Consider the following 26,539-nt stretch of genomic DNA (forward strand, 5'->3'; position numbering starts at 1 on the left):
CGGCTTCCTCGAAAGCAGGGTCTATGCCAAGTTGCAAATGCCCTGATTATTGGAACGTTATCAGCCTTTTAACGAGCAACTCTGATAGGTGGAGCCGACCGGTCCAAAATACCGAAGACTACGAAATAGGCAAACGGTTCAATCTGTGTGCAGATCAATGTTCCGTCGGTCGGATCGGCACGGAAGATGCCTGTTGAAGAGGCGTTTGTACAGGGAAGTGGCATGGAAGTTCTGACCAACGCTGAGATGGCGCGCGCCGACCAGCTCTCGATCGCGGCCGGCACGCCTGGGTTCAAGCTGATGCTGAGCGCGGGCCAGGCCGTCGCCGCAGCCGCCAGCGCACTGGTGGAGGAGGGGCCGATCCTGATCGTGGCCGGCCCCGGCAACAACGGCGGCGACGGTTTCGTCGCGGCCGCCGAGCTCGCCGCGCAGGGCCGGGAGGTCTCGGTGATCCTGATGTGCGAGCGCGACCAGCTCCAGGGCGATGCGGCCTCCGCCGCGCGCGGCTGGAAGCATCCGGTGCTCCCGTTCAATCCCCAGGCGATCGGACGGCCCGCGCTGATCATCGATGCGCTGTTCGGCGCAGGCCTCAGTCGTCCGGTCGACGGCGAGGCGCACGCGATGATCGAGGCGATCAACGCCAACGGCGCCCCCTTACTCGCGGTCGACCTGCCGAGCGGCATCAACGGGACCAGCGCCGCCGTGATGGGCGTGGCGGTGAATGCCACCGAGACCGTCACCTTCTTCCGCAAGAAGCCGGCGCACCTGCTGATGCCCGGCCGGATGCATTGCGGCCACGTGCGCGTCGCCGACATCGGGATCGACGCACAGGTGCTGGACGAGATCGCGCCGCAGATTTTCGAGAACGATCCGGATTTCTGGAGCGCCGCCTTTCCGGTGCCGCGCATCGACGGCCACAAATATGCGCGGGGCCATGTGCTCGCGGTCTCCGGCGATGCGGCGGCGACCGGCGCGGCACGGATGGCAGCGCGCGCGGCGCTGCGGGCCGGCGCGGGTCTCGTGACGCTGGCGACCCCGCGCGATGCGCTCGCGATCAATGCGGCCGCACTGACCGCGGTGATGGTTCGCCCCGTCGACACCGCGATCGAATTCGGCGAGCTGCTCGGCGACAAGCGCTACAACACCTGCATGATCGGTCCCGGCACCGGCATCGGCGAGCGCACCTGCGATCTCGTCCACACGGCGCTCAGCGCGCAGCGGCATCTGGTGCTCGATGCGGATGCGTTGACGAGCTTTGCCGCGAACCCCGAGCGCCTGTTCGAGTCGATCAAATCCTCGCTGGACAATGCGGTGGTGCTGACGCCGCACGAGGGCGAGTTTCCGCGCCTGTTCTCCGACCTCAGCAACAAATATCCGGGCCGCTCGAAGCTGGAACGCGTCCGCGCCGCTGCCGAGCGCTCCGGCGCGGTCGTGCTCTTGAAGGGGCCTGACACCACGATCGCCGCGCCGGACGGCCGCGCCACCATCGCCGCCAACGCACCGCCATGGCTCGCCACCGCCGGCGCAGGCGACGTGCTCGCAGGGATCATCGCCGGGCTTTTGGCGCAAGGCGTGCCGGCCTTCGAAGCTGCCAGCATCGGTGTGTGGATGCATGGCGAGGCGGGGAGCGAGGCCGGGCCGGGCCTGATCGCGGAAGACCTCACCGAGACGCTGCCGGCGGTGCACCGGCGGATTTATAATGCGCTCGGGGTGGAGTACTAAGTGATCAGAGAGCTCGCGCTCACCGATACGCGCGCGGCAGCGCGGCTCCATCGGATTGGGTTTGACCATGCGATGCCTTGGCTCGTCGGGCTATATACGCCCGACGAGGACCACTGGTTCTACCGCGAGCATGTCTTCGCGATGTGCCGCGTGTGGGGACGCTTCGACGGCGATGAGCTCAGCGGGCTCATCGCCTTCCATGACGGCTGGATCGAGCAGCTCTACGTGCTTCCCGCTGCCCACGGCCGCGGCGTCGGCACCGAACTCCTCGACATTGCCAAGGGCGCCTGCGAACGGCTGGAGCTCTGGACCTTCCAGCGGAACGCGCGAGCGCGGCGCTTCTATGAAGCGCGCGGGTTCACGCTGGTTGAAAAGACCGACGGAACGCGGAACGAGGAGCGGGAGCCCGACGTCCGCTACCTCTGGACGCGTGCGGGCCGATAGCTCACTCCACCGCGTACCAGCGCACCAGCCGCGGCGCGGCCCAGTCGGTGACGACGGATTCGAGCAGCCAGCGGCCGGGCGAGGTCGCTGCGAATGCGATGCGCTGGGTCTGGCTAGGCTCGACGGCGAGCGTGTCGAGCCAGTAGGGCTTCCAGCCGTCGTCGAGCCGGTCGAGCAGACGGAAGTGATGGCCGTGCAGGTGGAACACGCTGGTGACCGGCGCGGGGTTCTTGAGGGTCAGCACGACGGTGCGGCCGGGCTTGGCGCGGAAGGCGGGAGCGGAGGCGACGGAGAAGCCTGTCGGCCGCGTCCAACCGGCATCGGGCGCGCCGAGCGCGACATCGAACCGCAGGGCGCCTCTCAGGTCGAGTTTCTCGGGCAAGTCGTTCGGCGGGAGCCGCTCGGGCGGCAACAGCGGCGCGCGCCGCTCCGGTTCGCCCGATATCGTGAGCTTCCCGATGGGCCGCGCCTCCCTGCCGTCATGAAGCAGGATTGGGACCGATGCGGCTGCATCCACCACGGCGTCGGCACGTGCCCCGGGGGCGAGCACCAGGGCGCCGCTCCGCGCCGGGAACGGCTCGGCCGGTTGTCCATCCAGCGCCACCACGCGGACGTCGTGATTCTCCAATTTGATCGCCAGGACAGACCGTTGCGAGCCGTTGATGAAGCGCAGCCGCAACCGCTCACCGGCCTTGGCTGAGAGTTCGAATGAAGTCTGCCCGTTGATTGTGTACAGCGGTGTCGTGTCCTTCGGGTCGTGCCCCGGGGGGAGCGCGGTCCCGTCCGGCCGCAGGCGCCATTCCTCGATCAGCAGGATCTCGTCGCGATCGACTGCGATCCGAATTGGTTCGTCAGCGATAATCGGAATCGGGCGTGCGGGCTGCTTGAGGCCGTCCTCGAAAAGGCGGAAGTCGGCCAGCAGGGTCCCGGCGTTTGCTATTGAAATAATTGATGTTTCGGTCGTGTCCGGCGCTGTCGGCGCGCGCCCCCGCAGCGGGTCGACCGCGGCGGGGCCATTCAGGCCGTACCAGACTGGGGCAAGCGGCACAGGCAGGTCGTTGCGGAAGACCACCTCGCAGCGGTCGCCACGCCTGAGACGGACGCCCCTGGTGTGGCTTACGGCGGCCAGCTCCCAGATTGGTGTAGCCGGCTGACCTGGCCGCAGAGCCAGGGTCGCGAGTCGGGCCTGGAGCGCGACCTGGGCGGTCACCAGCGGGCCTGCGCCGCCGGACATCAACCCGGCCGCAGAGGCTCCGAGCGAGGCACCAAGTCCGGCCAGAATCTCGCGCCTGGTCGGTTCGAAGATCCGCAGTTTCATGGCTCGATCCGGACCATGCCGCGCTGGATAAGTCCAGCCATCCTGACTACTTGAAGCAGGCCTCGATCGGACCATTTTTTTGCTGCGAACAGGCGGGCACATGCTATAAGCCCGCCGCCCGCGGCATCGCGGCCGGTCTTGATGCAAATTACGCGGGCGTGGCGGAACTGGTAGACGCGCTGGATTTAGGTTCCAGTGACGAAAGTTGTGGGGGTTCGAGTCCCTCCGCCCGCACCAATAGCACCAGCGACGAGGTTCTCGAATGTTTTCAGGTCCTTACCGATGGGCCGAAAACGTCCAACCCCACCAGTCAACCCCACCAAAATAGGCTTGATGGACCAACCGTTTCGCGACACCCGCCTGACCGACGTTTACGGAGCCTTTGAGTTTCGAGCGCGGTCAGTGGCGGCCAAGGCACTTGTGAATGAAGTTTACGACGCCATCCTCAACACAGAGACCCGGCGGCGAAAGCGCAGGGAGAATGACGCGAAGACGTTCTACGTCACCGTAGAGCGCTTTGTGGGCGAACTGCTGCACGCCAAGGCCAGCAACGGCACAGGACGCTTCAGCAGATCACTGAGCAAGAAAGGCTTCCTACGGGACGTGGTGACGCTTGAGAACGTCAACATCGCGCTCGAAGGATTGAAGAAGCTCGACTACGTCCACCACACACCCGGCTATGCAGCCTATGGGCCGAGCTTCGATGACCGTACGAAGACAGAACACCGACCGGGAGAAGCGGCCAAGTTCGAGGCGACACCAGCCCTGATTGATCTGGCGTCTCGGCACGGGATCAAGCTGACGCAAATACAGCGGCATTTCGCGATAGAGCATCAGCCCCTTGAGGCTCGCACGTCGAAGGGTCGAAAGGTCCCTATCAAGCGCACTCCGCTGACAAAGCAGATGGAGGAGCTTGTGGTCGCCATCAACAGGTTCATAGACGGGTTCACAATCGGCGGGGCCGATCACCGCATGTTCTATCGGTTGTTCAACCAATGTGATGACCTCTCGACCTATCGATGGGACAGGGGCGGGAGGCTTTACAGCGATAGCGGCACGGAGCGGCCAAGCTACCAGAGCATGTCCAGCAAGCCGAAGGAGGACCGAGAGCTACGCTCAAACATCACCATCGATGGTGAGCCAGTAATCGAACTCGACATTGCCGGTTCCTATCTGTGCATCTTCCATGCTCTTGCAGGTCAACCGCTGTTGCTGGCACCGGACGAAGACCCCTACGCGCGCGTTCAGGCCGACCGAGACCTTGTGAAGGCGTGGATGACGTTCTCGTTCGGCGCAGGAAAGGCGTGTGGGCGGTGGCCGAAGGAATTTACTAAGCGCTATGCCGAAGAGCACGATGGGATTCGCCCCGGCAAGGTTGGCACTGCCCCCGATATTGAAACCAAGGCAAAGGAAGCCTTTCCCGCGCTCAAGCATATCGGCAGTTGGGGGCTGGAGTGGGGAAACCTCATGTTTGTCGAGAGCGAAATCATCCTGTGGGCGATTGAGAACCTGATGCAGATGGAGATACCTGCACTCCCAATGCATGATGCGCTGATCGTGCCCGCCTCTGATGCTGCTGAAGGGGCGAGAGCGCTCTACCAGAGCTTCTACCACAAAGTGGGCGTGTGCCCGGTGATCAAGACCAAGAGCGGGCTACCGGGTATCAGAGAGGCTGTGGCGGCTGTTGGAAGGGAGTTCAGCGGCCTGCCGCCCAAGGCACCAATGATCAACACCAGAGCCGATGAGGCTTGAGGGCTCGGTAAGCTCTATGATGATGAGAACTATCTACACCATGAGCTTTGGGAGTGCCGCCCTCTGTCACTATACATAGAACCACGTAAGGCGTGCTGCGGAGAGACTTAGGTCTGGCTTTGGCCCCCATGGTGCCGCCGAATGGTCCCAAAGCACAGGGGAGGTAGGGGTTTTCTCGACCGCGGCCTTGGCGATTTGTGATGCGCTATCAGCGCCTTAGGGGCTAATTTCGTTTGGTGTACGTTAATGTTGCTGCACGGAGCGCGGTGTGCAGGAGACCGTTAGACCTCCTGCTTCAAATGCCCCGTAGGATGCTTTAGAGCCCCGTACAGCGCTTCTGGGATCGGTGGGGGGCGGGAGGACCCGGAGACTTTCAAGGCTCTCGCGAGGCTCCCTGATCGAACAACAACTCGACCTTGAACCCAAGGAACTCGAAATCGATTTTGGACAGAGTTTGGCAATCGGCCGGACGGTCCAGGACCCTAACGTCCCTTGTGCCCTCGTCCTCGGTCGAGAGCTTACCGCACACCGCAAGCGTCGATGATGACAGCGAGGCAAGAGAGAGCGAGAGGCGCGGCGGGCTATTCTGCCGTGCCCCTCCCGACAATCGGCACCGCGTCAGTGGCCGATGTAGACGGACACAGCCAGCGCCGTCACCGTGAGCAGGATGAGACCGCGAGAGCCTGTGAGTGCGGAGAGGATGAAGGCGGCCGTAGAGACTTGAACGAGCATGGCGCGCTTCCTCACTCCTCAAGAGCGCGATAGACCGAAGCGCGGCCGATCTTGAGGGCCTTGGCGATGGCCGATGCGCCCATGCCTTCTGCCTTCATCGCCTTCACCTTGGCCGGATCAATGGACGCCTTGCGGCCACGGTAGACGCCTCGCGCCTTGGCGTCGGCAATGCCTTCAAGCTGGCGTTCGCGTCGCAGGTTGGTCTCAAACTCAGCGAACACAGACAGCATGTCCAAGAAACACTTCCCGGCTGCGGTGCCCGTATCAATCGGTTGTTCGGTTGCCTTGAGGGAAGCGCCGCGCGCCTTCACGGTGCGAACGATATCCTGAAGGTCGCCAACGGAGCGGGCGAGGCGGTCGATGCGCGTCACCATGAGCGTGTCACCCGCCCGCAGGAAATCGAGGACGGTGCGAAGCTCCTCACGCCCTGCCGTTGTGGTGCCGCTCCGCTTCTCCGAGCGGATCAGGTCACAGCCTGCCACGCGCAAGGCGTCTTCTTGAATGGCGAGGTTCTGGTCGGTGGTGCTGACGCGGGCGTATCCGATGGTGGTCACTGCAAGCTCCAATGTCTCGTTAGGCTCTAAGACCATGAGACTATGCTGTCTCACAATTCCAAAGTCAACCCTAACGAGACGGAATTTGTGTCTCACCGCAGCGTCTCGCTGACGTGTACCCTATCGATGCAAAGGGTGACGATTCGCGCCAAGCGGAACTGGTGACAACCCGTTCGGCTCAGTCCAAGCGCCTTTTGCGGTCAGGTACGAGGTGTTACCTCTTCCACCAAATCGCTCCTCCAAATGTAAGTTAGGCAGATGCACGGATCGCTGCCGGTCAAGTTCCTTTCGACTGCTGCTTGGGTGCAATGGCTGGACGAGCAGCTTCGCAAACCTGAGCCGGCGGCGGATGCTCCAGTCGTTTTGGACCTGTTCGCGGGCTGTGGGGGGCTGGCGCTCGGCTTTGAGGCAGCGGGCTTTCGGACTGTTGGCTACGAAATGGCGAGCGCGCCGGTTCGGACCTACAACGCAAACCTTGTCGGCTCTTGCCACGAACGGCAACTCGACATTGGGGACGAGTTGGGGAAGTTCGACGTAGTTATTGGCGGCCCGCCTTGTCAGCCCTTTAGCCAGATTGGGTATCAACGCGGGCGACATGACGACCGAGACGGCTTTCCTATCTTCCTCGATGTAGTGCGGCGCTCAGAACCTCGTTTGGCAATCATAGAAAATGTGAGGGGGCTTCTTTTCCGCAATAAGGACTACCTGAAGCAAGTCGTTCGAGAACTGGAGCGCTTCGGGTATGCCGTGGACACCAGATTGCTGAATACGGTGGACTTCGGCGTGCCGCAGAAGCGACAAAGGGTTGTCATTGTCGCCAGCAAGTGCGGCTGGGAATGGCCTGAGCACGTGACTAATCATCCGGTTACGGTGGGGGTGGCTCTGGGTGACCTCGCCACGAAGCACAGCGAGGAAAGTCGGTTTTTGACGCCCAGCATGGACAAGTACATCGCTGCGTACGAGGCAAAGAGCGCTTGTGTGCGCCCGAGAGACTTGCACCTAAATCAGCCCGCACGGACGCTCACCTGTCGTAACCTGTTCGGGGCAACTTCGGACATGGTGCGCGTCAAGTTGCCGGATGGCCGCCGACGCATGCTTCATCTCGAAGAGGCCGCCCGTCTTCAATCTTTCCCCTCGTGGTTCAAGTTTGAGGGCACAGAAGCCGAGCAGTTCGAGCAAATTGGCAATTCGGTTGCTCCCCTCATGAGCTTAGCCATTGGGCGCGCCGCAATGCGCGCGTTGCGCTCGGAAGCCCGCCCGATGAAACGGGTATCGGCAATGTTCGATCAGATGGAGTTCTTCGTGCCGGACGACTACAAGGAAAAGGTCGAACAAGCTCAGAACATTCTGCGGCAGGTTGGCGTGCCCCTCCGGGAGGAGACCCCGCGCCGGAGAGAGCGGGTCGCCAAAGCACTGCTTGCGGTCGCAGGCATCAGGCCCGGCGACCCTTGGACGGGAGCAAAGTCCCTTCAGGAAGGCTTCAAGCCTCTGAAGACGCGGGATATCATTCGGATTTGGAATGACGAGTATGGCGAAGCCGTCGCAGACAGCTCGTACGACGACGTACGTAGGAAGGACCTCAAAATCCTGGTGGCCTACGGGTTGGTCGCCAGTAGCGCCGCTGATCCGCACGCGGACACGAACGATGGTACGAGGGGGTATGCACTAAGTGAACCCGCCGTTCCTCTCTTGCGAGCCTATGGCAGTGAGGATTGGGAAAACAAACTGATCACTTTTCGCGCGGCAGTGGGTGAAATAGCTGATCGCCTAAGCCGCGCTCGGCAGCTGAAAGCTGTCCCGGTCAAATTGCCAGACGGGCAGGTCCTGAACCTATCGTCGGGTGCTCACAACGAACTTCAGAAGGCCATCGTTGAGCAGCTGCTCCCGCGACACGCGCCGGGCGCTGAGCTTCTCTACTTAGGCGATGCCAACCAAAAGATGCTGTTTGTCCACAAGGATCGTTTAGAGGAACTTCGGCTACCTCAGCCGTCGAGAGACACCTTGCCGGACGTGGTGGCGTTCGACAACGATCGGAACTGTCTTTTCTACATCGAAGCCGTTTCCAGCTTCGGGCCGATCAGCGATATCCGCAGGGAAGAATTGCGGACGCGAGCCCACTCCAAGGGCATGAACCATCCCATCATTTTCATCACTGCGTTTCCTGACAGGAAGACCTTCGCTGGTTTTTCGCAGCAAATCGGATGGGAAACAGAGGTTTGGATCGCAAATAACCCCGACCACATGATCCACTTCAACGGAGATAAGTACCTAAGCCCGTACACTGAATAAGACTTCGTCCGCCTTCTTGCAGGAGCTGACGAACCAGTCACGGCTTAGGTCATCTTGTAGAAGCTTCGACAGAGCATCGGCTTTGCGCCACTTGTCGAAGCTCGCAAAGACTAAGAGGCGATCAAAAATGAAAGCAGGGAACGGATAAACCTCTCCACCGTTGAGCGCAGCGCCAGCCTCCGCCGACCACTGCAAAACAGTGTGGTGCTCCCTCACGGCTTGCGCCGCAAGGTTGACGAAGCTGTTCGCTTGATCCTTCGAGCGCTCCCGACCCTTCAAGGGGAGGCCAAACCGCATCAATCCGCTGCATTGCTGGTCGTCCCAGCGCACCACGGTTTCAGGCGAGAACAGCCACACAATGCGCAGACAAACGGTGCGAAGCTGTGCCCCCTTGAGCCAAGGCAGCTCGCTGGTGCGTTGGATGAGCCGTAGCCACGTTTGGACCTGCTCAGCGGGCTTTAGAGGGGTGGGGGCAAGTATCTTTCTCGAAATGGCGACAAGCTCATACAGACGAGAGCGATGCTCCAACTTGTTCAACGGTGACCAAAAGGCTTCTTCCCGCTTGAGAAACTCGACCAAGTCTGTGTCGTCGAACGTGTTTGATCGCACTTTTCGCAGCAATTCTGCGTCCGAGATTGTGGGCGTTCCCCGCCGCGACACGGGGGATCGAAACTGCTTGATTGCAGCAGCAGCGGCCCACAAGAAAGGGGTAGCAGGGTGAGGGGAGGGCATCATGGCAGAGAGGATAACCCCAAAACAGCGAAGCGCGAACATGCGCGCGATCAGGTCTAAGAACACCAAGCCAGAGCTTGCCGTCCGCAGTCTTACACACGGCTTGGGCTTCAGGTTCAGGCTGCATCGCGCTGACCTTCCCGGCAAGCCTGACCTGACCTTCTCACGAAAGCGGAAGTTGATCTTTGTTCATGGCTGCTATTGGCACGGCCACGGGTGCCGAGCAGTGGCCAATCCCCCAAAGACAAACCGAGAGTATTGGGTCAATAAAATCGCTTACAACAGAGAGCGCGACCGGACCAACGGTGGAAAGCTGCGGGCAGCAGGGTGGCGCATCTTGATCATTTGGGAGTGCGAACTCAAAGACACAATGAAGGTTGCGGGAAAGATCAGGCAATTTCTGAGGGATTAGGGCCGTCATTGATTAGCTTCATGATGATAGGCCCGTAGTCGAGCTTGCTCATCGCCTCTCGTAGGTCCACACGCTGCCCGTCCGAGTAATGACCATACGTCATGCTCTCACGAGCGTGGCCCACAAGGAGCTTGGTGGTGCTTTCAGGCACTCCGTGGCCCTCCATGTAGCCCATGAACGTGTTGCGCAAGGCGTGGAATACCTGGCCCTTCTCAGTGACCTCCGCGTAGCCCCTGAAGCGCCCGAACGCCTTGGAGACGTGATGGCCTCGCCGCTTATCCCTACCGCCCGGCACCAAGTCGGGGATGAAGTAGCGGTCCCCAAGCGCCAGATAGCGCTCCACGATGGGTACAGCGACCGGATGCACCGGCACGGAACGCTCAGCGGCTTCGGTCTTGCCTTCTCCAAGGTTGAACCAATAGCCGTCCGCGCGCTTCTCAACGTCCGTCCGCTCCAGTTCGCATATCTCGCCAAGGCGCATTCCAGTGAGCAGGGCGAGGCGGAGCACGTCGGGGATGACCTTCTCGTAACGCTTGTTGCGCCGCTGGCCGGAGGGCGCGTAGGCGGTCGAGAGGAGCTTGATGACCGCTGCTTCGGGCAGGGGCTTGCGCTTGCGCTTCTTCTTGCCTGCGCCAAGGCCATGCCCAAGCCACGGGTTGGCGTTCGGGTCGCCCTCCCAATGGCCGCGCCGATGCATCCACTTCCACATGGTGCTCATGCTTGAGGCGTAGCGCTCGATGGTGCGGCGGCTCAGTTCCTCCCCCGCGATCAGCTTACCAATCCACTCGCCAGCCTTCTTGCGGTTGACCTCTTGGATGGTGGTGACCTCGCCCGCGTGCTTCAGGAACTCTTGGACGGCGAACTCATGCTGGTCGCGGGTCTGGACGGTTCCCTCCATCTCTGGCTTCCAGAGTGGCAGAAGCTCGCGGATGAGAGTTTGCCCCTCCAACACAAAGGCGCGGGCAGGGCGCATTACATCCTCGCCAAGTCCCATGTCGTCAGCCAGAGCCTTCAGGGCCTCCTTGGCGTCCGAAATAGCCGTGTCGCGGTCGTTGTGTTCGTGCTCGTGCGGGCCTTGCCGCCAAACATCGGAGGCATCATCTATGTCCCTGCGAAGCTCCACCAGCCGCTCCCTGATGGCAGCGAAGCGGTCGGGCTGCCCCTTCTCAGCACGATTGATTTGGCGCTTCCATTCGGCTACGAGCGGCAGCTTCAGGCGGTTGGCCTCCGAGAGGCTGTCAGTCTTGAGAGAGCGTATGAAGCGCCGCTTGCCCAATTGGGCGCGCAGGGGCTTCGGGACCTCGACCACAGCGAAGTAAGTGTTGTGTCGCTTCTCAAGATACTGGCTCATGCTCATCGGTATCTGACCCCACTGGTGAACCCCACCGGAAATAGAGTTAAGTGTAAGAATTGCAAGGATTTAGGGAGTTCTTGTGACTAACGGGGCGGCTCCCTCCGCCCGCACCAAGCGCTTTCAGCGTTTGCACGGATTACCAAAGGGCTGCTTCCACACGGAGTGTTTCCGGCGGAAGCGGTCCGATCAACCGCCGGCGTTGAGGCGTTCGCCTCGCGCCGGATCGATTAATGACAGCGTCCCGACGCGATAGCGTGCCGGGGCCGAACGAGAAGAAGATTGGACGCCATGCAGGTCACAGAAACCCTCTCGGAAGGTTTGAAGCACGAGTTCAAGATCAGCGTTCCCGCGTCTGATCTCGACGCTAAGGCCGGCGCCAAGCTCGTCGATCTCAAGGACAAGGTCCGCATCAACGGCTTCCGCCCCGGCAAGGTGCCGGTCTCTCACCTGAAGAAGGTGTATGGCCGCTCGGTGATGGCCGAGACCATCGATCAGACCATCCGCGACACCAACACGCAGCTCTTCTCCGAGCGCGGCTTTCGCCTTGCGACCGAGCCGAAGATCACCATGCCGAGCGAGCAGGCCGAGGTCGATGAGCTGCTGAGCGGCAAGACCGATCTGACCTACACGGTCGCGATCGAGGTGGTGCCGGCGATCGCGCTCGCCGACTTCAAGTCCTTCCAGGTCGAGAAGCCGGTCGCCGACGTGACCGACGCCGACGTTGACGAGGCGATCAAGCGCATCGCCGATTCCAACCGCGGCTATGCCGCGAAGGCGGACGGCGCCAAGGCTGAGTCGGGCGACCGCGTCACCATCAGCTTCAAGGGCACCATCAACGGCGAAGCCTTCGAGGGCGGCACCGGCGAGGGCATCCAGGTCGTGATCGGCTCCAACACCTTCATTCCTGGCTTCGAGGAGCAGCTCATCGGCATCGGCGCGGGCGAGACACGCACGCTGAAGGTGACGTTCCCCAAGAACTACATGAGCGAGAAGCTCGCCGGCCAGCCGGCCGAGTTCGAGACCACGGCAACGACGATCGAGGCGCCGCAGGACATCACGATCGACGACGAGTTCGCCAAGACGCTTGGCCTCGAATCGCTGGACAAGCTGAAGGAAGCCGCGCGCGAGCGGCTGGTCGCCGAGTTCTCGACCGCGACGCGCCAGCGCGTCAAGCGTGCGCTGCTCGACCAGCTCGACGAGGCTCATCGCTTCGAGGCGCCGCCCTCGCTCGTCGACGAGGAGTTCAATCTGATGTGGAACTCGGTCAGGGCCGAGATGGACTCCGCGGCCAAGACCTTTGCCGACGAGAACACCACTGAAGACGCCGCCAAGGAAGAGTACCGCAAGATCGCCGACCGCCGCGTGCGGCTTGGCCTCGTGCTCTCGGAGATCGGCGAGAAGAACAAGATCACCGTGACCGACGACGAGGTCGGCCGCGCCGTGATCGAGCGGGCGCGCTCGATGCCCGGCCGCGAGAAGGAAGTCTGGGACTATTACCGCAGCAACGCCCAGGCGCTGGCCCAGCTTCGTGCACCGATTTACGAGGACAAGGTCGTCGACTTCATCCTTGAGCTCGCCAACGTGACCGAAAAGAAGGTCTCGCGCGATGACCTCTACAAGGACGACGAGGCGGAAAAGACCGCAGCCTGAAGGCTTTGAGCAATCCTTTCCCTAAGAAAGCCTTCTATTAAGGATGATCGAGGATCAGGCCCGGCTAGCCATGTGGCTGGCTGGGCCTTTTTGCGAGAATCAGCTTCAAGTGCCGGGTGGATTAAGCCTTAATTCGCTCCGCACTTGTCTGGCGCGAATTGGGCTATATCTGTCGGTACGCCCTTTACCTACGCGTTCTACTTCTACCAACTTCCTGCATCACGGGATGTCCATCGATCTTCCGGCAAGTCCAGCAAGCCTGGCAGCCAAGACTGGCGATGTCCTCCTAAAACCCCAGGTGACTCATGCGCGATCCGGTTGAAACCTACATGAACCTCGTGCCCATGGTGGTCGAGCAGACCAACCGTGGCGAGCGCGCCTACGACATTTTCTCGCGCCTTTTGAAGGAGCGCATCATCTTCCTGACCGGACCGGTCGAGGATGGCATGTCGACGCTGATCGTCGCGCAGCTCTTGTTCCTCGAGGCGGAAAATCCGAAGAAGGAAATCTCGATGTACATCAACTCGCCGGGCGGCGTGGTGACGTCGGGTCTTGCGATCTACGACACCATGCAGTTCATCCGCCCGCCGGTCTCGACGCTGTGCACGGGCCAGGCGGCCTCGATGGGCTCGCTGCTGCTCTGCGCCGGCGAGAAGGACATGCGCTTCTCGCTGCCGAACGCGCGCATCATGGTGCATCAGCCCTCCGGCGGCTTCCAGGGCCAGGCCACCGACATCATGCTGCACGCCCAGGAAATCCTGAACCTGAAGAAGCGGCTCAACGAGATCTACGTGAAGCACACCGGCCAGACCTACAAGACGATCGAGGATGCGCTGGAACGCGACAAGTTCCTGACCGCGAACGACGCCAAGGAGTTCGGTCTGGTGGACAAGGTCATCGACAAGCGTGCCGAGGAGCCGGCGGGCGTGAAGACCCCGTAGCACTACCGGGATGCAGCAGCGATCCCGGCATTGCGGGGATCGTCAGGACGCCGTTCATGCTAAGAACGCGTCCGCAGGGGCGGAAAAGCAATTTTGCGCCCAGCGGCAGGCAGAAGGTTCCGCTTTCGTGCTTGTTTTGCGTGGCAATCCAGCCACGCAACCGCGATTTCGATCAGTTCTCCCGTGCCAAGACGTGAAATCACGGTATTGTCACGGGTAGCCGGCGGCTCCCCGATTAGCGAATTCTTGATAGTCGGGTGACAGCATGGTTGGCTACGAATGATCGGCTATGATCGCGGAGAGTCGAGTGACCGTGATTCGCACGGGATGTAACGCGTAGGGTCTTTTTTGGTACGGAATTTGCTCTATTTGAGTCTCATGCCGGCGACTGTGTCGGAATGGGCGATCGAGCGGACGAGATCGAACCGCGGACGGAGACATGAATGAGTAAGGTCGGCACGAGCGACTCCAAGAACACGCTGTATTGCTCGTTCTGCGGCAAGAGCCAGCACGAAGTCCGCAAACTGATCGCGGGTCCCACGGTCTTCATCTGCGACGAGTGCGTCGAGTTGTGCATGGACATCATCCGCGAGGAAAACAAATCCTCGCTGGTCAAGTCGCGCGACGGCATTCCGACGCCGAAGGAAATCTGCAAGGTGCTGGACGATTACGTGATCGGCCAGAGCCATGCCAAGAAGGTCCTGTCGGTCGCGGTGCACAATCACTACAAGCGCCTCAATCACCAGACCAAGCACAACGACGTCGAGCTTGCGAAGTCGAACATCCTGCTGATCGGTCCGACCGGCTCGGGCAAGACGCTGCTCGCGCAGACGCTCGCCCGCATCCTGGACGTGCCCTTCACCATGGCTGACGCGACGACTCTGACCGAAGCCGGCTATGTCGGTGAGGACGTCGAGAACATCATCCTGAAGCTGCTTCAGGCCGCCGACTACAATGTCGAGCGCGCCCAGCGCGGCATCGTCTACATCGACGAAATCGACAAGATCAGCCGCAAGTCCGACAATCCCTCGATCACGCGCGACGTGTCGGGTGAGGGCGTGCAGCAGGCGCTGCTGAAGATCATGGAGGGCACGGTGGCTTCGGTCCCGCCGCAGGGCGGCCGCAAGCATCCGCAGCAGGAGTTCCTGCAGGTGGATACCACCAACATCCTGTTCATCTGCGGCGGTGCGTTCGCCGGCCTCGAGAAGATCATCTCGGCGCGCGGCCGGTCGACGTCGATCGGCTTCGCCGCCCAGGTGCTCGCGCCGGAGGATCGCCGGACCGGCGAGATCTTCCGTCACGTCGAGCCTGAGGACCTCTTGAAGTACGGCCTCATTCCCGAGTTCGTCGGCCGTCTGCCGGTCGTGGCGACGCTCGAGGACCTCGACGAGGCCTCGCTGAAGAAGATCCTCACCGAGCCGAAGAACGCGCTGGTGAAACAGTACCAGCGGCTGTTCGAGATGGAGAACATCGAGCTGACCTTCGCCGACGAGGCGCTTGGCGCGGTCGCCCGCAGGGCGATCGAGCGCAAGACCGGCGCGCGTGGTCTGCGTTCGATCCTCGAGGCGATCCTGCTCGAGACCATGTTCGACCTGCCGGGCCTCGAAGGTGTGGAAGAAGTCGTGATTTCGCGCGAAGTCGTGGAAGGAACGGCCCGTCCGCTCTACATCTACGCCGATCGGTCCGATCGTGCCGTCGAGAACGCCAGCGCCTGATTTGCGGCGCTGGAACGCTCCAATCGTCTTATCAAGTAAGGGCTGCGGAAAGTTCCTCCGCAGCCGGTATTGCGTCGCTTATTCGCGTGCGTAAGCGCCTGATGGCGCGCGTCTTTCAATGACTTGACACCCCCCCGCTCGATAGCCACCTAATATCGACGGCGAGCGAAACTTCTGTTCAAGATTCGCCTCAGTTCCGATCCGGCAAGCCCGGTCCGCCCCGTGAATGGCAGGCTGGTTTTGTGGATCACCTCGGCACCTTGTGGCGGTTGCGCATGAGCATGGCGGGCTGCGTGCAAGGGGGCAAAGCAAAAGGAAAAGGCCATGACGAATCCAAAACCCCGGCCAACCATTGTCCATGGCGAAACACACGCTTATCCCGTGCTGCCGCTGCGCGACATCGTCGTCTTCCCGCACATGATCGTTCCGCTCTTCGTCGGCCGCGAGAAGTCGATCCGTGCGCTCGAAGAGGTGATGAAGAACGACGCGCTGATCATGCTCGCGACGCAGAAGAACGCGTCGGACGATGATCCGGCGCCCGATGCCATTTACGAGACCGGTACGCTTGCCAGCGTGCTCCAGCTCCTGAAGCTTCCCGACGGCACCGTGAAGGTGCTGGTCGAAGGGCTCGAGCGTGCGCGCGTGCAGAAGTACACCGATCGCAGCGAGTACTATGAAGCGACCGCAATTGCGCTTGCCGACACCGACGCAAAGTCGGTCGAGGCGGAAGCGCTGTCGCGTTCGGTCGTGTCCGACTTCGAGAGCTATGTGAAGCTCAACAAGAAGATCTCGGCCGAGGTCGTTGGTGTCGTGCAGGCGATCACCGATTTCGCCAAGCTCGCAGACACCGTTGCCTCGCATCTCGCCGTCAAGATCGCGGACCGCCAGGGCATCCTGGAGACGCTGTCCGTCACCACGCGCCTCGAGAAGGTGCTGGGCCTGATGGAGAGCGAGATCTCGGTGCTGCAGGTCGAGAAGCGCATCCGCTCGCGCGTCAAGCGCCAGATGGAGAAGACCCAGCGCGAGTATTATCTCAACGAGCAGATGAAGGCGATCCAGAAGGAGCTCGGTGACGACGACGGTCGTGACGAGCTGGCCGATCTCGAAGAGAAGATCTCCAAGACCAAGCTCTCCAAGGAAGCGCGCGAGAAGGCGCAGCATGAATTGAAGAAGCTGCGCCAGATGTCGCCGATGTCCGCGGAAGCGACCGTCGTGCGCAACTATCTGGACTGGCTGCTGTCGATTCCGTGGAACAAGAAGTCCAAGGTGAAGAAGGATCTGGGAGCGGCGCAGGCCGTTCTGGACTCCGATCACTACGGGCTGGAGAAGGTCAAGGAACGCATCGTCGAGTATCTCGCGGTGCAGTCGCGCGCCAACAAGCTGACCGGCCCGATCCTGTGCCTCGTCGGACCTCCCGGCGTCGGCAAGACCTCGCTCGGCAAGTCGATCGCGAAGGCGACGGGGCGCGAATTCGTGCGCGTCTCGCTCGGCGGCGTGCGCGACGAGGCCGAGATCCGCGGTCACCGCCGCACCTATATCGGCTCGATGCCCGGCAAGATCATCCAGTCGATGCGCAAGGCGAAGTCGTCCAATCCGCTGTTCCTGCTGGACGAGATCGACAAGATGGGCGCCGATTTCCGCGGCGATCCGTCCTCGGCCTTGCTCGAGGTCCTCGACCCCGAGCAGAACGGGACGTTTGCCGACCACTATCTCGAGGTCGACTACGATCTGTCGAACGTCATGTTCATCACGACCGCGAATACGCTCAATATTCCCGGCCCACTGATGGACCGCATGGAGATCATCCGGATCGCCGGCTACACCGAGAACGAGAAGGTCGAGATCGCGCGCAAGCACCTGATCCCGAACGCGGTGTCCAAGCACGGCCTCGACTCCAAGGAGTTCTCGATCGACGACGACGCGCTGCTGCTGCTGATCCGCCGCTACACCCGCGAAGCGGGCGTGCGTAATCTGGAGCGTGAGCTCTCCACACTCGCCCGCAAGGCGGTGAAGGAGCTGATGATCTCCAAGAAGAAGTCGGTCAAGGTCACCGAGAAGATTCTCGAAGAGCTTCTGGGCGTGCCGAAGTACCGCTACGGCGAGATCGAGAGCGAGCCGCAGGTCGGTATCGTCACCGGCCTTGCCTGGACCGATGTCGGCGGCGAGCTCTTGACCATCGAAGGCGTCATGATGCCCGGCAAGGGCAAGATGACGGTCACGGGCAATCTGCGCGACGTGATGAAAGAGTCGATCTCGGCGGCTGCGTCCTACGTCCGCTCGCGCGCGATCGTCTACGGCATCGAGCCGCCGCTGTTCGACCGCCGCGACATCCACGTGCACGTGCCGGAAGGCGCGACGCCGAAGGACGGTCCGTCGGCCGGCGTGGCGATGGCCACTGCGATCATCTCGGTCATGACCGGCATTCCGGTCCGCCACGATGTCGCGATGACCGGCGAGATCACGCTGCGCGGCCGCGTGCTGCCGATCGGCGGCCTGAAGGAGAAGCTGCTCGCCGCTGCCCGCGGCGGCATCAAGACGGTGCTGATCCCCGAGGACAACGCCAAGGATCTCACGGAGATTTCCGATGCGATCAAGGGCGGCATGGAGATCATCCCGGTCTCGCGCCTCGACGACGTCGTCGCCAGGGCGCTGGTGAAGAAGCCGGTGCCGATCGTCTGGGAAGAGGACACCAAGGTGACGGTGAAGCCGGACGGCGACGAAGCCGCCGGTGGACTGACCGCTCACTAAAGTTCAGCAAGAGATGATAAAACGGCGCCTTCGGGCGCCGTTTTTGTTTTGGGGGCAGGGGGACGCGCAATGCAGATCGACGGTCACTGCCATTGCGGGCAGATCACCTTCGAGGCCGAGATCGATCCGGAGGCGGTCTCGGTCTGTCATTGCCGGGACTGCCAGACCCTGACGGGATCGCCGTTCCGGGTGACCGCGATCTGTACCGGTGCAGACGTCAAGCTGACCGGCGGCACCCCGAAGGTCTATGGCAAGCGCGGCGACAATGGCCGGATGCGCTTTCAGCACTTTTGCGGCGACTGCGGTTCCCCGCTGTTCACCAGCGGCGAGGGCGACCAGGCCGACGACTGGGGCGTCCGTTGGGGCAGCATCCGCCAGCGCGACCAATTGCGGCCCAGCCGCCAGATCTGGTGCCAGTCGGCGGCGGTATGGATCGACGCCGTGCCGCTGCTGCCGGGGAAGCCGGGGGATTGAGGTTCGGGTGTCAGGAGTGGTGGGCGGTCACGGATTCGAACCGCGGACCCTCTCGGTGTAAACGAGATGCTCTAACCAGCTGAGCTAACCGCCCCACGGCGCCTCTTTAGCGCTCCAGCGGGTGCTGGAGCAAGAGGTGGCCGCGTCGCAAACCGCGCTGATTTGACCGCTTGATGGGCTTCCGGCGTGGTATCACGACCGGCAAAACGACAAGGGGCCCCAATGCAACAGCCAAGCGGACACGAGCAAAACGCCGATCAGATCGCCTATTGGAACGGCCCGAGCGGGCAGCGCTGGGCCGACCGCCATGCGGCACAGGAAACGCTGCTCGGACCCATTGCCCACGTCCTGATCAATCGCGCCAGGCCGAAGCCCGGCGAGCGCGTGCTCGATGTGGGCTGCGGCTCCGGCGCGACGACGTTCGCGTTCGCCAAAGCGGTGGCGCCTGACGGATTTGCGCTCGGCCTCGACGTCTCCGAACCGATGCTGTCGCAGGCGCGCGCGTTCGCGCCGAAAGGGCTGCCGCTCGATTTCGTGCTGGCAGACGCGACGGTGCATCCGTTCGAGCCGGCGAGTTTTGATCTGCTCGCCTCGCGTTTCGGCGTGATGTTCTTCGCCGATCCGATTGCATCCTTCACCAATCTCCGCCGTGCGCTGAGGCCGTCCGGGCGGCTGGCCTTCGCCTGCTGGCGCGAGCCGAAGGAAAATCCGTGGATGATGGCGCCGCTGATGGCGGTCTACAAACACGTCCCGAAGATGCCGCCAGTCGGGCCGGAGGAGCCGGGCCCGTTCGCCTTTGCCTCGGAGGAGCGCGTGATGCGTATCCTGAAGGGCGCAGGTTTCGTCGACGTGGCGATGGAGCCGCATAACCTGGCGATGGACATCGCCATCGGCGGCGGGCTCGATGCCGCGGTCGAGGGCTCGCTCCAGATCGGCCCCGCCAGCCGCGCGCTGCAGGGCCATCCGCCGGAGACCTATGCGGCGGCAAAAGCCTCGATCCGCGACACGCTCGCGCCGTTCCAGAAGGGGCAGAGCGTGGCGTTGCAGGGCGCGATCTGGATCGTGACGGCGAAGGCGAAGTAGCTCAACGCCTGCCACACCCTCGGTGTCGTCCCCGCGAAGGCGGGGACCCATAACCACAGGGAGAAGTTGCGGCGAGAAGCCGGTAACTCCGAGTCTTCACCAAACCACTTCCTGTGGTTATGGATCCCGGATCGGCGCTTCGCTTGTCCGGGATGACACCGGAGATTGGGGCGACCAGCCCCTCACACCACATCATCCGGCGCCAGCGCGCAGCCATTGTCAGGATGCGTCTCGACCTGAAGCGTGGTGTGGCCGATGCGGAACGACGCCGTCAGCAGCTGCGCGGTCTCCATCAGGAATGCATCGGCGGCTCCCGCGGGCATCACGAGATGGCAGGTCAGCGCCATCTCGGTGGTGGAGATCGGCCAGACGTGGAGATCGTGAATCGCGGAGACGCCCGGCCGCTCCAGCAGAAATGCCCTGATCGCGGCGAGGTCGGTACCCTTGGGCGCCGCCGCCATCGACATGTCGATCGAGCCGCGTAGCAGGCTGGTGGTGCTCCAGAGGATCGTGACGCAGATCACGAGGCTGGTGACGGGATCGAGCCAGAGCCAGCCGGTCCAGATGATCAGCGCCGCCGAGACCACCACGCCGAGCGAGACCGCGGCGTCGGCCGCCATGTGCAGATAGGCGCCTTCGATGTTGATGTCGTCCTTGCGCCCGCGCGCGAACAGCAGCGCGGTGAAACCGTTGATGAGGATGCCGATGCCGGCGACCACCATCACGATCACACCTGACACCGGCTCCGGCTCGCGCAGCCGCAAGATCGCTTCCCAGCCGATCGCCCCGGTCGCGACCAGCAGGAATACCGCGTTGGCAAGCGCGGCGAGGATGGTGGAGGCGCGAAAGCCGTAGGTGAAGCGGCCGCTAGGCGCGCGCCGCGCCGCGATCGATGCGCCCCAGGCCACGACCAGGCCGAGCACGTCGGACAGATTATGGCCGGCGTCGGCGAGCAGAGCGGTGGAGTTGCCGATATAGCCGTAGACCGCCTCGGCCACGACCAGCGCGGTGTTGAGGGTGATGCCGATCGCGAACGCCCTGCCGAAGCTGGCGGGCGCATGGACATGCGCGTGGCCGTGGTCGTGACCGTGCCCGTGATCATGCGCGTGGCCGGCATGGTCGTGATGGTCGTGGCTGCCCACTTCTAGCGCTCCCCGGACGCGGCCAAATCAGGCGCCATTGTAGGCGTTTCGCGCGTGACGTCACGGCGGAACAGCAAATAGAGCGCCGGCAGCACCAGCAGTGTCAGCACGGTCGAGGAGATGATGCCGCCGATCACGACGGTCGCCAGCGGCCGCTGCACCTCGGCGCCGGCACCGGTCGCGAGCGCCATCGGCACGAAGCCGAGGGAGGCGACGAGGGCCGTCATCAGCACCGGCCGCAGCCGCGTCAGCGCGCCTTCGCGCACGGCCTCGGCGATCGGCCGCCCCTCGCTGCGCAGCCGCTCGATGAAGGCGATGATGACGAGACCGTTGAGCACGGCGACGCCCGACAGCGCGATGAAGCCGACGCCGGCGCTGATCGACAGCGGGATACCGCGCAGCAGCAGCGCCGCGACGCCGCCGGTGAGCGCCAGCGGCACGCCGGAGAATACCAGCGCCGCATCGGCCATCGATCCCATGCCCATGAACAGCAGCAGGAACACCAGCAGCAGCGCCACCGGGACGACGATCGTCAGCCGCTTGGTCGCGGAGACCAGCTGCTCGAACTGTCCGCCCCAGCCGATCCAGTAGCCCGGCGGCAGCTTGACCTTCTCGGCGACGGCGGCTTGCGTCTCGGCGACGAACGAGCGCAGATCGCGCCCCCTGACATTGGCCATCACCACGACGCGGCGCTTGCCGTTCTCGCGGCTGATCTGGTTCGGGCCCGGCGCGACCTCGATCGTGGCGACAGAGGACAGCGGCACGTACCGCAGCGGCGCGTTCGCGCCCGGCCATACGGTTTTCGTGACGGCCGCTACATCCTCGCCCGGAGGCAGCGGGATCGGCAGCGACTTGATCGCGTCCGGATCGGCGCGCAGGCTGTCGGGCAGGCGGACCACGATGTCGAAGCGGCGATCGCCCTCGAACAGCTTGCCAGCCGGCTTGCCGCCGATCGCGATCTCGACGAGGTTCTGCACCTCACCGATGCTGAGCCCGTAGCGCGACAGCGCCGGGCGGTCGAGCTTGACGGTGAGGATCGGCAGGCCGGCGATTTGCTCGGTCTTGACGTCGGCTGCGCCCTCGATGCCGCGGACCACGCCGTTGACCTGCTGGGCGATGCCCGCGAGCACGTCCAGATCGTCGCCAAAGATCTTGACGCCAACGTCGCTGCGGATGCCGGCGATGAGCTCGTTGAAGCGCATCTGGATCGGCTGGGTCATGCCATAGGCGGTGCCGGGCAGGGTGTTGGCGGCGCGTTCGAGTTCGGCGACCACCTCGTCCTTCGGCTTGGCGGGATCGGGCCATTCGTCGCGCGGCTTCAGCGTGACATAGGTGTCGGCGACGTTCGGCGGCATCGGATCGTTGGCGATCTCGGCGGTGCCGATCTTCGAGAAAGTGGTCGCCACTTCCGGCACCTGCTTGATCGCCTTCTCCAGCCGAAGCTGCATGTCGACGCTCTGGGTCAGGCTGGTGCCGGGAATCCGGATGGTCTCGATGGTGATGTCGCCTTCGTCCAGGCTCGGGATGAATTCGCCGCCCATGCGCGTTGCGGCAAACAGGCTGCCGGCGACGATGAGGACGGCGGCGAACGCCACGCTGCGGCGATATCGGATGGCACGGTCGAGCAGCGGCACATAGACCCGCTTGGCCGCCCGCATGAAGATGTTCTCCTGCTCCGAGACCTTTCCGGTGACGACAATCGCGACCGCAGCCGGAACGAACGTCACCGACAGCAGCGCTGCGCCCGCGAGGGCCATCAGCACGGTCAGCGCCATCGGCGTGAACATCTTGCCCTCGGTCCCCGTCAGGGTGAGGACGGGCAGATACACGACGGCGATGATGAGGGTGCCGAACAGGCTCGGCTTGATCACCTCGCTGCTCCCGGCACGGATGGTTTCAAGCCGCTCCTCCAGCGACAGCAGCCGGCCGCGGCGGTCCTGTTCGACGGCGAGCAGTCGCAGGCAATTCTCGACGATAATGACCGCGCCGTCGACGATGATGCCGAAATCGATCGCGCCGAGGCTCATCAGGTTGGCGCTGACCTTGCTCTCGACCATGCCCGTGATCGTGAACAGCATCGATAGCGGGATGACGCAGGCGGTGATCAGCGCGGCGCGGAAGTTACCGAGGATCAGGAACAGCACCGCGATCACCAGCGCGGCGCCCTCGACGAGGTTCTTCTCGACGGTCTGGATGGTCGCTTCCACCAGATGCGTGCGGTCGTAGACCGCGCGTGCGATCACGCCGTCGGGGAGCGATTTCGCGATCTCCGTGAGCCTGGCCTTCACGCGTTGGGCGACCGTGCGGCTGTTCTCGCCGATCAGCAGCATGGCGGTGCCGAGCACGGTCTCGCTGCCGTTTGTCGTCGCCGCACCGGTGCGCAGGTCGTGGCCCTCGCTGACCTCGGCGACGTCGCGGATCCGGACCGGCACGCCGCCGCGCGAGCCGATCACGATGTCGCGGATGTCGGCGATGTCGGCGACCTGGCCGGGCGCGCGCACCAGATATTGCTCGCCGTTGCGCTCGATATAGCCGGCGCCGACATTGGCGTTGTTGGCGGCGAGCGCCGTCATGATGTCGCGGAAGCCGAGCTTGTAGGCCATCAGCCGGCCGGGTACCGGCAGCACGTGGAATTGCCGCTCATAGCCGCCGATCGAGTTGACCTCGATCACGCCGGGAACGGTGCGCAGCTGCGGCTTGATGATCCAGTCCTGGATGGTGCGCAGCTCGGTCGGCGTGAACTCGGCACCGGTCGGCGACTTCGCGCCGGCCTTGGCCTCGACCGAATAGACGTAGATCTCGCCGAGGCCGGTCGAGAGCGGCCCCATCGCGACCTCGGTGCCAACAGGAAGCTGATCCTTGGCCTGCTGGATGCGCTCGTTCACGAGCTGCCGCGCGAAGTAGATGTCGGTGCCGTCCTGGAACACGACGGTGACCTGGCTCAGCCCGTAGCGCGAGATCGAGCGGGTGTAGTCGAGCTTGGGCAGGCCGCCCATCGCGGTCTCGATCGGGAAGGTGATGCGTTGCTCGGCTTCCAGCGGCGACAGGCCGGGTGCCCGCGTGTTGATCTGGACCTGTACGTTGGTGACGTCGGGCACGGCGTCGATCGGCAGGCGGGTGAAATTCCAGGCGCCGAAGGCGCCGGCCGCGAGCGCGAGGAGCACCACCAGCCAGCGCTGGCGGACCGAGAAGGTGAGGAGGGCGTCAATCATGGTCGCCGTCTCCCTTGCCCATCTCGGCCTTCACGACAAAGCTGTTCTCGGCGACATAGCGCTCGCCCGCGGCAAGACCGGCGCGGATCTCCACGAATTTTGGATCAGCATCCCCGAGCTCGACCGGGCGCGCCTCGATCTTGTCGCCGTCCTCGCGGACGAACACGATGGTCCTGTTCTCCAGCGTCTGGATCGCGCTGCGGCGCACGGCGACCGCGACATTGCGGGCGGCGAGGATCAGCCGCGCCGTGACGAACAGGCCTGGACGCAAGCGGCCATCGGGATTTGGCAGCACCACGCGGGCCAGCGCAGTCTGGGTCTCGCTACTGCCGATCGGCGCCATGTAGGAGATCGTGCCCTTGATCTCGCCGCGCCCGTCGTCCGGATCGATCAGCACCTCGTCGTTGAGGCGCACGCGCCGGAGGTCCTGCCGGTAGACCGACAGGTCGACCCAGATGCTGGTGAGGTCGGCGACGACGAAGGCCGGCTTCTGCTCGGAGGCATATTCGCCGAGCGAGATCTGCCGTTCGATGACGGTGCCCGCCAGCGGCGCCTTCAGCTCGTACACGGTGAGGCTCTGGTTGCTCTCGATGGTGGCGAGCAGATCATCCTTGCCGACCCTGTCGCCGATGCGCTTCGGAAGCGACTTTGCAATTCCGGGAAAGCGGGGTGTGACCTGAACGACCGCTTCCTGATTGGCGCGCAGGATGCCGTTGAAGGCGAGCGTGTCCGTCAGCGTGGCACTCGCGGCTTCGGCCAGCGTTACGCCGGCGGCGGCCAGCTTGACGTCGGAGATGCGGATGCGGTCGGCGCCGTGCTCGTCCTGCTCGACATGGTCGTTCGGCTTCTCCGGCTTCTTGTCCGCGGCATGCTCGGTCGGCGCGACCTTGGCCGGGGCGAGCAGGGCATAGCCGTAGGCGCCGAGCGCGGCGGCGAGGATGGCGACGAGAATGGTGGAGGAGATCTTCATCGTGCGCTCTCCCGGGCCAGCGCGAAGGGATTGCCGACGAGGCCTTCGATGGTGGCAACGCCGGCGTGGAAGTTCTGCAGCGCCTCCTGCTCGCGCAGCCGCGCTTGCGACACGCTGGCCTGGGCATCGAGCACTTCGAGCAGGGTGAAGCGGCCCTGGCCGTAGCCTTGCGAGATCGCTTCGGCCGCTTCGCTCGCCTTGGGGATTGCGGTCTCGCGCAGCACCGCGAGCTCGCGCAGCGAGCCCTGCAGCGAGTCGTAGGCACGGCCGGCGATGACGATCAGCGTGTTGCGATTAGCCTCGCGTTCCGCCCTGGTCTTGGCGAGGCTCTCCTGCGCCGAGAGGATGTTGCCCTGGTTCTGGTCGAACACGGGGATCGGCACCGAGACGGAGAGCCGCACCGCATCGTCATTGGTCTCGTTGAAATGGCGCCAGCCGGCGGCGATGCGGACGTCGGGATAGGGCCGGAGGCGCGCCATCAACAGCTCGGCATTGCGCTGGGCATACACCGCGGTCCAGCGCACGAGCTGCGGATTGGCGTCGATGGCGGCGACGACCGACTGGAACGTCGGCGGCCGTCCCATGGTGTCGAGCCGGCCGGAGACCTCACCGAACTTTGCGGCGGGATCGCCCATCAGCACCGCAAGCTCGCGCCGGGCGCTCGCCAGCGTCGCCTTGAAGCGTTCGCGGTCGGCCTTCACCAGGGCCGAGGCGACCTCGGCGCGGCCGGTCTCGGCCGGGGAGGAGGCTCCGGCCTCGACGCGGCGGCGCAGCAGCGGCGTCAGCCGGTCGATTGCGGTGATCTGCTCGTCGAGGATCTGGATGCGGCGCTGCGCACCGAGCACGCTGAGGAAGGCGATCGCGGTCTCCGACAGCACCTCCAGCCTGACGGCCTTGCGCTGGATCGCGGCGACCTCGATGCCGGCCGCGCCCGCGGCGATCCGCGCGTCACGCTTGCCGAACAGCTCGAAGGCCTGGCTGATCTGGAGCGTGGTCTCGGCCGATCTGGTGCCGCGATAGATGCCCGAGCCGAGGGAGTTGTCCTGTTCATAGGACAGTTCCGGATTGAGGAGCGCGCCCGCCTGGATGCGCTGGCCCGTCGCGATGCCGACATCGCGTTCCGCCGCCGTCAGGCGCGGACTGGCGGCCAGCGCGCGCGACAGCGCGGCGCGCATCGTCAGCGTCTGGGCGTGAGTGGGCTGTGTCAGCCAGGGGCCAACGAGAATCGCCATCGCGCACGCGAGGCGCGCGGCAGTCCGTCTGCAAGACATGAAGGTGACCTGTGAACAATAGCA

The 26,539-nt window shown here is 63.6% G+C and carries 19 protein-coding genes and 2 tRNA genes; 12 read left to right on the plus strand and 9 right to left on the minus strand.

All coding sequences use genetic code 11. The features are described from left to right. The first annotated feature begins 222 nt into the window (after positions 1-222). Positions 223-1,722, plus strand: a complete 1,500-nt coding sequence (locus tag WHZ77_RS15140) for an NAD(P)H-hydrate dehydratase (RefSeq protein ID WP_375314344.1) — start codon at positions 223-225, stop codon at positions 1,720-1,722. Next, entirely contained in the window at positions 1,723-2,166 is a 444-nt protein-coding gene (locus tag WHZ77_RS15145; RefSeq protein ID WP_375314345.1) for a GNAT family N-acetyltransferase, read from the plus strand. Position 2,167: 1 nt separating this feature from the next. On the opposite strand, the gene WHZ77_RS15150 is transcribed toward WHZ77_RS15145, so the two are convergent. Further along, a complete protein-coding gene (locus WHZ77_RS15150) occupies positions 2,168-3,484 on the minus strand; it encodes a multicopper oxidase family protein (protein WP_375314346.1) in 1,317 nt (438 codons plus the stop codon). 152 nt (positions 3,485-3,636) lie between these two features. Between WHZ77_RS15150 and WHZ77_RS15155 the strand changes: the two genes are divergently transcribed. Both WHZ77_RS15155 and WHZ77_RS15160 read left to right on the plus strand, forming a co-directional pair. Then, a tRNA-Leu gene (locus tag WHZ77_RS15155) sits at positions 3,637-3,721 on the plus strand. Positions 3,722-3,817: 96 nt separating this feature from the next. Then, a complete protein-coding gene (locus WHZ77_RS15160; protein WP_375314347.1) occupies positions 3,818-5,236 on the plus strand; it encodes a hypothetical protein in 1,419 nt (472 codons plus the stop codon). 743 nt (positions 5,237-5,979) lie between these two features. On the opposite strand, the gene WHZ77_RS15165 is transcribed toward WHZ77_RS15160, so the two are convergent. Continuing rightward, on the minus strand, positions 5,980-6,522 hold the full coding sequence (locus WHZ77_RS15165; RefSeq protein ID WP_375314348.1) for a recombinase family protein: 543 nt from the start codon (positions 6,520-6,522) through the stop codon (positions 5,980-5,982). A gap of 258 nt (positions 6,523-6,780) precedes the next feature. On the opposite strand from WHZ77_RS15165, the gene WHZ77_RS15170 reads away from it, so the two are divergent. Beyond that, positions 6,781-8,811 (plus strand): BsuBI/PstI family type II restriction endonuclease, encoded by a 2,031-nt coding sequence (locus WHZ77_RS15170; protein ID WP_375314349.1) that lies wholly within the window; start codon positions 6,781-6,783, stop codon positions 8,809-8,811. Here the strand turns inward: WHZ77_RS15170 and WHZ77_RS15175 are convergent. After that, a complete protein-coding gene (locus WHZ77_RS15175) occupies positions 8,791-9,390 on the minus strand; it encodes a hypothetical protein (protein ID WP_375314350.1) in 600 nt (199 codons plus the stop codon). The genes WHZ77_RS15170 and WHZ77_RS15175 overlap by 21 nt on opposite strands. A 193-nt stretch (positions 9,391-9,583) precedes the next feature. Between WHZ77_RS15175 and WHZ77_RS15180 the strand changes: the two genes are divergently transcribed. After that, the gene (locus tag WHZ77_RS15180) at positions 9,584-9,955 is read left to right on the plus strand and encodes a very short patch repair endonuclease (protein ID WP_375314729.1); all 372 of its coding nucleotides are present in this window, start codon (positions 9,584-9,586) and stop codon (positions 9,953-9,955) included. Here the strand turns inward: WHZ77_RS15180 and WHZ77_RS15185 are convergent. Beyond that, positions 9,933-11,306: a DUF6538 domain-containing protein gene (locus tag WHZ77_RS15185; RefSeq protein ID WP_375314351.1), complete on the minus strand. Its 1,374-nt coding sequence runs from the start codon at positions 11,304-11,306 to the stop codon at positions 9,933-9,935. The genes WHZ77_RS15180 and WHZ77_RS15185 overlap by 23 nt on opposite strands. A 291-nt stretch (positions 11,307-11,597) precedes the next feature. Here WHZ77_RS15185 and tig point away from each other — a divergent pair, with 291 nt between their 5' ends. The 5 genes from tig to WHZ77_RS15210 all read left to right on the plus strand — a co-directional run bounded on the left by tig (position 11,598) and on the right by WHZ77_RS15210 (position 18,837). Next, on the plus strand, positions 11,598-12,959 hold the full coding sequence (gene tig / locus WHZ77_RS15190; protein WP_375314352.1) for a trigger factor: 1,362 nt from the start codon (positions 11,598-11,600) through the stop codon (positions 12,957-12,959). Between the two features lie 305 nt (positions 12,960-13,264). Beyond that, positions 13,265-13,900: an ATP-dependent Clp protease proteolytic subunit gene (locus WHZ77_RS15195; protein ID WP_375314353.1), complete on the plus strand. Its 636-nt coding sequence runs from the start codon at positions 13,265-13,267 to the stop codon at positions 13,898-13,900. 443 nt (positions 13,901-14,343) lie between these two features. After that, on the plus strand, positions 14,344-15,615 hold the full coding sequence (gene clpX, locus WHZ77_RS15200; RefSeq protein ID WP_015685740.1) for an ATP-dependent Clp protease ATP-binding subunit ClpX: 1,272 nt from the start codon (positions 14,344-14,346) through the stop codon (positions 15,613-15,615). A gap of 324 nt (positions 15,616-15,939) precedes the next feature. Next, a complete protein-coding gene (gene lon / locus WHZ77_RS15205) occupies positions 15,940-18,363 on the plus strand; it encodes an endopeptidase La (protein ID WP_375314354.1) in 2,424 nt (807 codons plus the stop codon). A gap of 69 nt (positions 18,364-18,432) precedes the next feature. Further along, a complete protein-coding gene (locus WHZ77_RS15210) occupies positions 18,433-18,837 on the plus strand; it encodes a GFA family protein (RefSeq protein WP_375314355.1) in 405 nt (134 codons plus the stop codon). Positions 18,838-18,854: 17 nt separating this feature from the next. Here the strand turns inward: WHZ77_RS15210 and WHZ77_RS15215 are convergent. Further along, positions 18,855-18,931 (minus strand) — tRNA-Val (locus WHZ77_RS15215). 128 nt (positions 18,932-19,059) lie between these two features. Between WHZ77_RS15215 and WHZ77_RS15220 the strand changes: the two genes are divergently transcribed. Continuing rightward, a complete protein-coding gene (locus tag WHZ77_RS15220) occupies positions 19,060-19,920 on the plus strand; it encodes a class I SAM-dependent methyltransferase (protein ID WP_375314356.1) in 861 nt (286 codons plus the stop codon). A 182-nt stretch (positions 19,921-20,102) separates the two neighbouring features. Here WHZ77_RS15220 and WHZ77_RS15225 read toward each other — a convergent pair whose 3' ends face one another. From WHZ77_RS15225 to ihpA, 4 genes are read right to left on the minus strand one after another with little or no spacing between them, the layout of a single operon-like run. Then, positions 20,103-21,062: a cation diffusion facilitator family transporter gene (locus WHZ77_RS15225; protein WP_375314357.1), complete on the minus strand. Its 960-nt coding sequence runs from the start codon at positions 21,060-21,062 to the stop codon at positions 20,103-20,105. 2 nt (positions 21,063-21,064) lie between these two features. Then, positions 21,065-24,274 carry an efflux RND transporter permease subunit gene (locus tag WHZ77_RS15230; RefSeq protein WP_375314358.1) on the minus strand — a complete coding sequence of 1,070 codons (3,210 nt, stop codon included), beginning with the start codon at positions 24,272-24,274 and terminating at the stop codon, positions 21,065-21,067. After that, positions 24,267-25,244, minus strand: coding sequence for a divalent metal ion exporter adaptor subunit IhpB (gene ihpB, locus WHZ77_RS15235; protein ID WP_375314359.1), 978 nt, complete (start codon positions 25,242-25,244; stop codon positions 24,267-24,269). The genes WHZ77_RS15230 and ihpB overlap by 8 nt, the downstream gene beginning before the upstream one ends. Next, positions 25,241-26,515, minus strand: coding sequence for a divalent metal ion exporter subunit IhpA (gene ihpA / locus WHZ77_RS15240; RefSeq protein WP_375314360.1), 1,275 nt, complete (start codon positions 26,513-26,515; stop codon positions 25,241-25,243). The genes ihpB and ihpA overlap by 4 nt, the downstream gene beginning before the upstream one ends. Positions 26,516-26,539 lie beyond the last annotated feature (24 nt).

The sequence above is a fragment of the Bradyrhizobium sp. A5 genome (genome assembly GCF_042076515.1).
GTDB classification, from domain to species: Bacteria; Pseudomonadota; Alphaproteobacteria; order Rhizobiales; family Xanthobacteraceae; genus Bradyrhizobium; species Bradyrhizobium cosmicum.